This is a genomic window from Yoonia sp. (genome assembly GCF_046498525.1).
In the GTDB taxonomy this organism is placed as follows: domain Bacteria; phylum Pseudomonadota; class Alphaproteobacteria; order Rhodobacterales; family Rhodobacteraceae; genus Yoonia.
Map to the genome: position 1 here is coordinate 1 of NZ_JAWOAN010000240.1, position 10,694 is coordinate 10,694.

The 10,694-nt window shown below is 56.1% G+C and carries 9 protein-coding genes and 1 pseudogene; 8 read left to right on the top strand and 2 right to left on the bottom strand.

The genetic code is table 11. The features are described from left to right. Together R6T97_RS14510 and R6T97_RS14515 are read right to left on the bottom strand one after the other, a co-directional pair. The coding region (locus tag R6T97_RS14510) for an aminotransferase class III-fold pyridoxal phosphate-dependent enzyme (RefSeq protein WP_410350007.1) at positions 1 to 1,120 on the bottom strand (1,120 nt) is incomplete at its 3' end. 207 nt (positions 1,121 to 1,327) lie between these two features. Then, positions 1,328 to 2,365 carry a pyridoxal-phosphate dependent enzyme gene (locus tag R6T97_RS14515; RefSeq protein ID WP_410350008.1) on the bottom strand — a complete coding sequence of 346 codons (1,038 nt, stop codon included), beginning with the start codon at positions 2,363 to 2,365 and terminating at the stop codon, positions 1,328 to 1,330. A 103-nt stretch (positions 2,366 to 2,468) separates the two neighbouring features. Here R6T97_RS14515 and R6T97_RS14520 point away from each other — a divergent pair, with 103 nt between their 5' ends. From R6T97_RS14520 to R6T97_RS14555, 8 genes and pseudogenes are all read left to right on the top strand, one after another. Then, the gene (locus tag R6T97_RS14520) at positions 2,469 to 3,644 is read left to right on the top strand and encodes a M24 family metallopeptidase (RefSeq protein WP_410350009.1); all 1,176 of its coding nucleotides are present in this window, start codon (positions 2,469 to 2,471) and stop codon (positions 3,642 to 3,644) included. Between the two features lie 11 nt (positions 3,645 to 3,655). Next, the gene (locus R6T97_RS14525; RefSeq protein WP_410350010.1) at positions 3,656 to 4,396 is read left to right on the top strand and encodes an Asp/Glu racemase; all 741 of its coding nucleotides are present in this window, start codon (positions 3,656 to 3,658) and stop codon (positions 4,394 to 4,396) included. A 111-nt stretch (positions 4,397 to 4,507) separates the two neighbouring features. Beyond that, entirely contained in the window at positions 4,508 to 5,608 is a 1,101-nt protein-coding gene (locus tag R6T97_RS14530) for an ABC transporter ATP-binding protein (protein WP_410350011.1), read from the top strand. Between the two features lie 83 nt (positions 5,609 to 5,691). After that, positions 5,692 to 6,798, top strand: coding sequence for an extracellular solute-binding protein (locus tag R6T97_RS14535; RefSeq protein WP_410350012.1), 1,107 nt, complete (start codon positions 5,692 to 5,694; stop codon positions 6,796 to 6,798). Positions 6,799 to 6,857: 59 nt separating this feature from the next. After that, positions 6,858 to 8,513 (top strand): ABC transporter permease, encoded by a 1,656-nt coding sequence (locus tag R6T97_RS14540; protein ID WP_410350013.1) that lies wholly within the window; start codon positions 6,858 to 6,860, stop codon positions 8,511 to 8,513. Positions 8,514 to 8,517: 4 nt separating this feature from the next. After that, on the top strand, positions 8,518 to 9,525 hold the full coding sequence (locus R6T97_RS14545) for an ABC transporter permease (protein WP_410350014.1): 1,008 nt from the start codon (positions 8,518 to 8,520) through the stop codon (positions 9,523 to 9,525). Positions 9,526 to 9,673: 148 nt separating this feature from the next. Further along, positions 9,674 to 9,800, top strand: a pseudogene (locus R6T97_RS14550) (creatininase); the annotation flags it as partial. Between the two features lie 472 nt (positions 9,801 to 10,272). After that, positions 10,273 to 10,569, top strand: a complete 297-nt coding sequence (locus tag R6T97_RS14555) for a hypothetical protein (RefSeq protein ID WP_410350015.1) — start codon at positions 10,273 to 10,275, stop codon at positions 10,567 to 10,569. Positions 10,570 to 10,694: the final 125 nt, after the last annotated feature.

The window sequence follows — 10,694 nt, forward strand, 5'->3', positions numbered from 1 at the left end:
CGACATTGGGGTGATCCGACAATGCGTCTTGCATCGCGTTATTCAGGTAAGCCCCCATATCGCCGGCATTCTGGACCAACCCCAACGTGTCGATCAGGTTGTGGTTTGCCACACCTGCCGCAGCCCCGATGGGATGCGCAGAGTAGGTCCAGCCATGCCCGATGGGGCCGTTTTCATCTGTCCCCTGTTCCAGCACCTCCCAAACCTTCTCGGACACAATAGAGCCCGACAAAGGCGCGTACGCCGAGGTGAGACCCTTGGCAATGGTGATGATATCAGGGCGCATCCCATAGTGATCCGACCCGAACATCGTGCCCAATCTGCCGAAACCGGTCACGACCTCATCAGCGATCAGAAGGATGTCGTGTTTGTCCAGAACCGTCTGGATTGCCGGCCAGTATCCGGCTGGGGGTGGAACGATCCCGCCAGTGCCCAGCGCCGGCTCCCCAATGAAGGCCGCGATCGTGTCGGCACCTTCACGGGCAATAAGCGCCTCGAGCTCTGCCGCACAATGGGCCACGAATTGCGCTTCGGTCTGGTCGATATCGGCGCGGCGGAAGTAATAAGGGGCCTCCGTATGAATGACCTGCGCCAATGGCAGATCGAATTTGGCGTGGAACAGCCCCAGACCGGTCAAAGACCCTGTCATCAAGCCGGAGCCGTGATAGCCGCGCCAGCGCGAGATGATCTTCTTTTTCTCGGGCCGCCCCAGAATGTTGTTGTAGTACCAGATCAGCTTGATGTTGGTCTCGTTGGCATCCGACCCGGAAAGGCCAAAGTAGACTTTGGACATATTGTCCGGCGCGCGGTCCAGAACCATCTTGGCCAAGGTAATCGACGCCTCGGTACCGTGACCCACATAGGAATGGTAATAGGCCAACTCCTTGGCCTGATCTGCGATAGCATCGGCAATTTCGGGGCGGCCATAGCCGACATTCACACAATAAAGCCCGGCGAAGGCATCCAGCATGCGGTTGCCGTCACGGTCCTCGATATGGCAGCCCGATGCGCTTTTGATGACGCGTTGCGGCAGGTTTCCTCGGGCGAATTCTGCCAGATGGGTTGATGGGTGGAAAAAATTGTCGCGATCCCATTGTTCCAGTTGATCGTTGTGTAGCATTGCAAACCTCAGGGCTCTGACGGCGCGCCGTCTGTTTCGAAATGAATGGAGCCGTTTGCGCGATATGGCTGGTTTGCTGCCAGCATCCTGCGGGAAAGCTCCGCTCACCCCGGCAGCAGCGCGCAATGCCTTTATTGCCAAGGTATGGGTGTCATAGGAGCCACCAAAACGGCGCGTGCGCAACAAAAATTTGCGCAGACTGGTCGTTTAAGTGGCTGTTTCCGAAATAATGACCAACGGGCGATAATCATCGCTTTCCAAAAGCGCATCATTTTCATGCGCGATGGCGCCATATCCGGCAGCCCCTGACGGGGTGGTCGGAATGCCCAGCGCAGTCACCTGACTGGCGGCGGTCGCGCCCTCTTTCTCGGTGAGCATCGCATAGCTTACGTTGCAGCGTTCCAATACCGACCACGCAACGATGGACGGGTCCTTGCAATCCAACCGGCCCATATTGGATTCCGGTCCTGTAGCTTGGGTTGGCCGCCCCGCCTTGTGGCTGTCCTGCAAGCAGGTTGCCGCCTGCGGTTCGACCACTAACAGTTCAGGCTGTTCGGTCCAATTCAGACGGATCATGTGCGCCATCGCCGCAGCAAGCCCACCTACACCTGCCTGAAGATACACATGCGTCGGCCATTCACCCGATATTTCAAACACTGCACGCAACTCCTCTGCGATCACGCAGTAGCCCTCCATCACCCATTTCGGGATTTCGGTGTAGCCGGGCCACGTCCCGTCAGCGAGCAGGATATCACCTGATATCTCGGCGTCCTTGGTCGCTGCGGCCACGCTGTCTTCATAGACCGCGCCGGACCGGACAACCGTCGCGCCAAGCGCACGCAGCCGTTCCGCAAAGCTTTCCGGCACGGTATCGGCAAGATGGATACGCGCCTTTGCCCCCGCATCGCGGGCACCTGCCGCCACGCCAACCCCGTGGTTACCCGCGCTGGCGCAAACGAATGTCTGAGAGGCGACAAAGGCCTTCGCCGCAGGGGAATTCAGAGTTTCCTCGCCGGTTTGCTCCTGCCATTTATGATCAAGAATTCGCGCCACTGCGTAAGGTGCGCCAAGGGCCTTGAAAGCGCCCAGCCCCAAGCGGCCGGTTTCATCCTTGGCAAGCACGACGCACCCGCGGGGGCCATTGATCTTTGTCATCGGGGTCGGAACGTAGTCGGCACGAGCCTCGAAATAGGCATGGGCCTTTGCGAAATCAGGGGTGAAATCAAGCGTGTCTTTTGTTTCCATCAGTGAAGTGAGCCCCCGTCTTGACCATAATTGTTTTGCAGCAATCGCCGAATCACCGTTAATCCTGCGCAGGATTTCAATCGTAAAACAACGAAGGTGCGGTATGAGCGGGTTAAACAACGCACCTGAACGCGGGTTTACGGAAAGCGAATTTGCAGCCCGCACGGTCAAAGCACAAGCGGCGATGGCGAAAACGGGTTTCGCGGGATTGCTTTTGATGACAGAGCCCGAAGTGCGCTATTTCAGCGGATTTCACACCCTTTTCTGGCAGAGCCCGACGCGCCCGTGGTTTCTGTTCCTACCTGCCACGGGCAAGCCAATTGCGATCATACCCGAAATCGGGGCCGATCTGATGCGCAAGACATGGCTGGACGACATTCGCACATGGAGCGCGCCTGCCCCCGATGATGACGGCATCGGGCTTTTGACCGAACTGCTTTCGCCCTTTGCACTTTCAGGCGATGTCATCGGCCTTCTCAAAGGGCACGAAACCCAGTTACGAATGCCGCTTGGCGACTTCGAGCGGCTGTCTGCCGGACTTGGTGGCCTGCACTGGGCTGACGCGACCGACATTATCCGCAACCTGCGCATGGTCAAATCCGAGGCCGAGATCGAAAAGCTCCGATACATTTGCGCGGTCGGATCGCGCAACTTTGCAACTGTGCCCCAAACCGCAAAAGAAGGCATGCCGTTGGAAGAGGTGTTTCGCGCATTTCGCCGCGAAGCCCTTTTGCAGGGTGCTGATGATGTTCCCTACCTCGTCGGGGGCGCGGATCAGGGCGGCTATCACGACGTCATTTCACCGCCCTCACGACGGCCACTGCAAAATGGCGATATTCTGATGCTCGACACGGGCGCGATCTGGGATGGATACTTTTGCGACTTCGACCGCAATTGGGCGGTTGGCGCGGCAGATGACGCATCGCGCAGCGCCTATGACGTGCTTTGGCAGGCGACAGAGGCCGGAATTGCCGCGTCGCGTCCGGGCGCGACCTGCCGCGACCTTTTTGCGGCGATGAAAGCGGTGATCTCCAAGGTTGATCCGACCGGTGGCGATGTGGGCCGGCTGGGCCACGGGCTTGGTATGCAGTTGACGGAATGGCCATCGCTGGCAGCTTGGGACGATACTGTCCTTGCAGAAAACATGGTGCTTACGATTGAACCCTCGCTGTCTTACGGCACCGGCCGGATCATGGTACACGAAGAAAACATCGTGGTACGTCAGGGCGGTGCAGAGCTCTTGACCGAACGCGCCGCGCCACAGTTGCCGGTGATCTGAGGAATATCCCCATGAAACTTGATTTCAAGACAGATGGCGGGATCGGCACGCACGCTAATCTGGGCGTGATCGTCCTTGAGGCCGATGAAACGCTGGAGGATGAATTCAGGCGCATCATTCCCCGCGCTGGTGTTGCGCTTTATGTCAGTCGCATCAAGATGGCCCCCACTATCAGCGCGGATACCCTGGTCCAGATGGAGGCAGATTTGCCCTTTTCCGCCAGCCTTTTCCCAGAGATCAGATTTGATGCAATCGGGTTCGGGTGCACATCGGCAGCAACATTCATCGGACCCGCAAAAGTCGCAGAGGCAATCATATCGGTATGTCCCGGTGCCCAGGTTTCAAACCCTTTGAGCGCAATCATTTCGGCGGGAACTGCGCTTGGAGTGCGGCGCATCGGTGTCGTGACGCCCTATGTTGCGGATGTGTCTGCGCAGATGTGTCAAATGTTGCGGCAAGCTGGCTTTGAAATTTCCGGTTTTGGCTCTTTTGAAGCAGCCGATGACCGAGTCGTCGCCCGGATTTCACCTGATTCTATCCTGTCCGCGATCAAGGAAGTGGCCGCAAAGGCCCCTTGTGACGCCGTGATCGTCTCGTGCACAAATCTGCGCTGTCTGGATGTTATCACTACAGCAGAAGAGCTGCTAGGAATCCCGATTATCACTAGTAATCAAGCACTTGCTTGGACTATGCTGCGCTTGTCCGGCATCTACACAAAGCGCCCGGAATTTGGGCAATTGTTTGCAATTTAGGCCCTCTAGCCCCGAGGTCGCCGCTTTCTGGTTGCATATCAATGATGGCACCGTTTTAGTCGGGGAAGAAAACGAGAGTGGTCACAAACGCACCACCAGGGAGAAGATATTTTGGCCAACGCCAGTGACAACGATGCGTTCGTTGAGTTTGAACGCGTGCAAAAAAGCTATGACGGTGAAACGCTTGTCGTAAAAGATCTCAACCTGTCGATGCCTAAAGGCGAGTTTCTGACGATGCTCGGGCCTTCGGGTTCTGGCAAGACGACTTGCCTGATGATGTTGGCCGGCTTCGAGACCGCGACGCATGGTGATATCCGGCTGGATGGAAACCCGATCAACAACATACCGCCGCACAAGCGCGGGATCGGTATGGTTTTTCAGAACTACGCCCTGTTTCCGCATATGACTGTCGCCGAAAACCTGTCCTTTCCGCTGGAAGTGCGCAAGATCGGCAAGTCGGATCGCGAACAAAAGGTCAAGCGCGCCCTTGATATGGTGCAAATGGGCGAATTTGGCGGCCGCAGGCCTGCCCAGCTTTCGGGTGGTCAGCAACAGCGGATCGCCCTGGCCCGTGCTTTGGTGTTCGAACCTGAACTGATCTTGATGGATGAACCCCTCGGCGCGCTGGACAAACAATTGCGTGAAACGCTGCAATTCGAAATCACACGTCTGGCGCATGACCTTGGCATCACGGTTGTCTATGTGACGCACGACCAAACCGAAGCCCTGACCATGAGCGACCGTGTCGCGGTGTTCGAGGCCGGTCGCATCCAGCAATTGGCACCGCCTGATGAACTCTATGAAGCGCCGACCAATAGCTTTGTCGCGCAATTCATTGGCGAGAATAATACCATGGAGGGCGTGTTGACCGCCGTAAATGGCGACATTTGTACCGTCCGTCTGGACAGCGGTGACATCATCGACGCAAAGCCCGTGAACGTTTCAAGCGTAGGCGAGCGCACCAAAGTCTCCATTCGGCCGGAGCGCGTTGAATTCAACCGCGAGCGGCTTCAGGCCGATGCACACACGCTCAAAGCCGAGGTGCTTGAGTTTATCTATATGGGCGATATCTTTCGTACTCGTCTGCGTGTGGCGGGTATGGATGACTTCGTTGTCAAAACACGTAATGCCCCCGATCAACGCCGCCTGACCCCAGGTGAGCAGATCGAAATCGGGTGGCTACCAGAGGATTGCCGCGCCTTAGATGCATAAGGCGCTATGGCATGAGGTGGCGCGTTGCGTCTGACGGCTGCCTTTCAAACCGATAAAACGGGCGCATCTTACGGGAGAAAAAGATGAAAAGATCTATAATTCTAGGCACATCAGCGATTGTTGCAATCGCGGGGTTCGCCTACGCAGAAGGCCATATGGCCAATGATATGACGCTGGTCAGTTGGGGCGGTGCTTATCAGAACAGCCAGCAGAAAGCCTATGTCGAACCATATCTTGCCGCCAATGAAGGCGTAACAGCCGTTTGGGACGAAAGCTCGTCCGAAGCGGTAGCCAAACTGCGCGCCATGAACGAGGCAGGCAACGTCACTTGGGATGTTGTGGATGTTGTGGCTTCCGATGCAATTCGCCTTTGCGACGAAGGCTTGGCGATTGAAATCGACCACGATGAAGTGCTGGCACCCGGCGACGACGGTTCAGCCCCCACTGAAGATTTCGGTGATCTGATCGTTTCCGACTGCTTCATTCCGCAGATCGTGTATTCCACGACCTTCGGCTACCGCGACGATCTGGTTGGTGACACGCCGCCAACAAGCGTCTGCGACGTGTTCGACTTGGAAGAATATCCTGGCACGCGTTCGCTCGAGCGGAACCCGATCGGCAACCTTGAGTGGGCGTTGATCTGTGACGGTGTGGACATCGCAGATGTGTATGACACACTCGAAACCGACGCAGGCCAAGACCGCGCGTTTGCCAAGCTCGACACGATCAAGGACAGCGTGATCTGGTGGAATGCCGGTGCAGATACGCCGCAACTGCTGGCTGACGGTGAAATCGTGATGGGTTCGACCTACAACGGTCGTCTGTTCAGCCTGATCGAAGAGCAGGATCAGCCTGTCTCGATGCTTTGGGATTGGCAGATGTTTGACCTTGACGGTTGGATCATCCCAGCGGGTCTGAGCCCCGAGCGCGAAGCCCGTGCCTTTGACTTCATCCGCTTTGCGACAGACACAAAGCGTCTTGCAGATCAGGCTCAATACATCAGCTACGGTCCGGCTCGTAAGTCGTCGGCACCACTGGTCAGCACACACGCCGAGTTGGGTATCGAGATGGCACCACACATGCCTACCGACCCTGCCAACTCTGAGAACACGTTCGTCTTCAACTACGAGTGGTGGGCTGACTACCGCGACGATCTGGATGCAAAATTCCAGGCGTGGTTGTCGCAATAAGTGAAATAACGAGGGCAGGCTTAGGCCTGCCCTTGGTACACTAGGAAACGGTTTTTATCATGACAGATGCTCCAGGCACGATCGTCGCCGCAGATGGCCGCCCTCTCAAGGCGAGCTTGAACCGTGCATTACGGCGCGAGAAACTACGCGCTTTTCTACTGATCTTGCCATTGTTGGCATTTGTCCTGATATCGTTCGTCGCTCCTATCTTCGACATGTTGTTCCGCTCCGTGCAGGATGACATCACTTCGAAAACCCTGCCCCAGACAGTCATCGCATTGGACGATTGGGATTACAGCGGAACCGAACCGCCCTCCGAGGCCGTTTATGAGGCCTTGTATTTCGATATGTTCTTTGCTGCCGAGGCGAAAAATCATACGAAGCTGGGCGGGCGCCTGAACTATGAAACGACAGGAATGTCATCTCTGTTCCGGCAGACCGGCCGCTCGCTTGACGATATGGGCGAAAATATCATCGAGGCTATGGAGGACGCCAGTGCCGCGCTTGATGACAGCGCGTTCTGGGCCAGCATCTTTTTGACGGATGACAGCAATGCAGGCAGCAATGCCGCAGGTGCGCGTGCATGGGCGTCATCCATCGCGGATGAAGCATTAAGTTTGCCGCCGGGCACCTATCTGTCTGACGAGGCAGCTGAGGCCCTGCCCAATGCCGCACGACAGTATGCTGCTTTCGCAATGTTCACCCACGTCATCGACGAAGATATACCGGCCGAAGAGGACCCTTGGGAATCCGTGTGGTTGGCATTGGCACAGGACTTGTCCTCAGGTGATCTAACCTACACAGGTGTGGGCGCGCAGGAACTCGCTGCAGTGCAGGCTGCCGTTGCCACTCCCATGGCCGATTTTTCGTTTTCCGAAGCATTTCTTGCGCTGGACGAAGACTGGGCCGACCGCGAGGTTTGGGGAACAATCGAGACTTTCTCGTCTCCGTACACGGCCGGATATTTTTTGACAGCCGTTGATCTGGAACTCACGCCTGCAGGGGCGCAGGTGGTTGACGAAGACGTTCAGATTTACATCACACTATTCTGGCGTACGCTTTGGATGTCGCTGACCATTACCTTCTCTTGCATCCTGCTGGGCTATCCCATCGCATGGTTGATGGCCAACCTGCCAGACCGTAGTGCAAACCTGATAATGATCCTTGTCTTGCTGCCATTCTGGACATCATTGCTGGTGCGGACATCGGCATGGAAGGTTCTGTTGCAACAACAAGGGGTGATCAATGAAACGCTGGTCTGGATCGGGCTTGTCAGCGATGATTCGCGACTGGCCCTGATCAATAATGCCACCGGTACGATTATTGCGATGACGCACATCTTGCTACCCTTCATGATCCTGCCACTTTATTCCGTGATGAAAGGTATCCCCCCCAGCTATCTGCGCGCTGCCAAGTCGCTTGGTGCCACGGATTGGACAGCATTCTGGCGGGTCTACTTCCCGCAATCGGTGCCGGGTATCGGCGCGGGCTGCATCCTCGTCTTCATCCTGTCTATCGGTTACTACATTACTCCCGAAATCGTCGGCGGCACCAAAGGTGTGTTCATCTCCAACCGGATCGCATACCACATCTCGTCTTCATTGAATTGGGGCTTGGCTGCGGCCTTGGGGTCTATCCTGCTTGTGGTCGTGCTTGCGCTCTACTGGGCCTACGACCGGATCGTCGGCATCGACAACGTAAAATTGGGAGGCTAGCGCCATGGGACTGCCACCGTATGCATCAACCGGCCAGCGTATCTGGTACTATTCATTCCGTGTGATTTGCGGCCTGATCCTGTTTTTCCTGATCGCGCCGATCATCACAATTATCCCGCTGAGCTTTAACGCGCAAAACTTCTTTACCTTCACGCCCGAGATGCTGCGTTTGGACCCCGATGGATATTCGCTCAAGCATTACCGCGAATTCTTTGGCACCGAAGGGTCGCCATGGTTCGGGCTGACGGTAGGGTTGGCGATCGGGGTGGTAGGCTCTGCAGTGCTCTATTTCTGGAAGGGAGCCATTAACGTCATGCCGATCGTCATCGGCGCGGTACTTGGCATGATTATCGGCAAGATGTGGGGCGTCGAAGGCACCGAATGGATGACACCGTTGAAGAACTCTCTGAAAATTGCGCCGGTCGCGACGCTGATTTCGGTCTCTTTAGGTACTCTGGCGGCAATCGGCCTCAGCCAGAGCCACGTACCGTTCCGCCGCGCTATCATGGCCGTTTTGATCTCTCCGATGATCGTGCCGCTGATTATTTCGGCGGCTGGCATGTATTTCTTTTATTCGCGCATTGGATTGCAAGGCACCTATTGGGGTGTCGTTCTGTCCCACGCCGCCTTGGGTGTGCCGTTCGTGATCATCACCGTGACGGCGACCTTGGTGGGCTTTGACAAATCGCTGACGCGCGCAGCCGCAAACCTCGGTGCCAACCCGGTGACGACATTCTTCCGGGTGCAGATGCCCTTGATCCTGCCGGGTGTCATTTCCGGGGGGCTTTTCGCCTTTATCACATCATTTGACGAAGTTGTTGTCGTGCTCTTCGTAGGCTCCGTCGGACAACAAACACTGCCGTGGCAAATGTTCATCGGCCTGCGCGAGCAAATTAGCCCGTCAATTCTGGCTGCGGCCACCGTGCTGATCTCGATCTCTGTTGTGTTGCTTGTCACGCTGGAATTGCTGCGCCGCAGATCGGAACGCCTGCGCGGTATGAGTCCAAGCTAGGCCACCGTCAGTATCTTCATGAATTTAATGCCCGTTCCTCTCGAGCGGGCATTAAGGGCGGCCGATGGTGTCGCTGGTATGTAATATACGGCCCCCAAACCATTCTTCCTGAACGCCGGGACTTTTCTTTGCCGCCTATGGCTGTTTAGGGGGCCGCAATCCCGTGACGGCGCGCAGGCTGGAGGCCCGGTGATATTCTGAGCCTCGACACCTTTCCCATGATCAGCGGCTATGACACGGCACTTGAACGGACACTCTTTGTCGAAACGGTGGATGCTCGGTGTGAAAGACCGCAACGAATACCCTGACGGGACCGTCTCTGGTGGACCGATGTATTACATATCAAAGGGCTTCAAGCGAGCTGCGTTTTCGAACGAGGCAGGCGTGGGCACTACGGCGATTGCACACTCTGCGGTGAAAGCTACGGCCTCTCTTCTTCAGATTGAACCTGAAAGTGGTATCACTGCCAACACCGATCGTGCTTCATGCTCAGTTCAGTTTTCCGTTCGTTCATTGGTATTCCTGAGACCGCGACCTGACTTTCGCCAATTTCAATTGAACGGCGGACAGTTCAGCTCTGATAGTGATCACGGCAAAAATTGAATGCGCGTTCAGCAAACAATCGCGCTCATATCTCGATTCACGCGCGACGGACCGCTCATTACCTGTGATTGCTTACTCCAACGTTGACTGAAGTGTCGGCAGGAGTACCGTTTTCTAACACGAGTGCTGTCAGGGAGGTGAACGATGGAAAGTTTTAAAGATAGCCAGACGGAAGTGACGTCATCCGCACAATACGCAAAGGGAAAACTTGAAAAAGAAGGCCGTCGAACCTTCTTGCGTGGAGCCGGGTTAGCGACGGTCGGAACAATTGCCGGTCTAGCCATACCTTTTGAAGCCGCTCAAGAGGTCACCCTTCTGGTGGCCCTTGAGGTCGGAGAGCGTCTCCTTCGCCCAGTCCGGAAGCGGGTACAGCCCCGGCGTGGCCGCGACACGTTCAGTCATCACCAGTCGTTCGATATGCCGCCGTATAATATTTGCTAATATATTTTATGCTTATAGGTAATTACTCGGCGGGCGCGTCCGTCCGCCTCACTCCCGCCGCAGCGCGAGCACGGTGAAGTATTTAAAACGAGCCAACATAGAGCTACGATCGCAATGAATGGTAC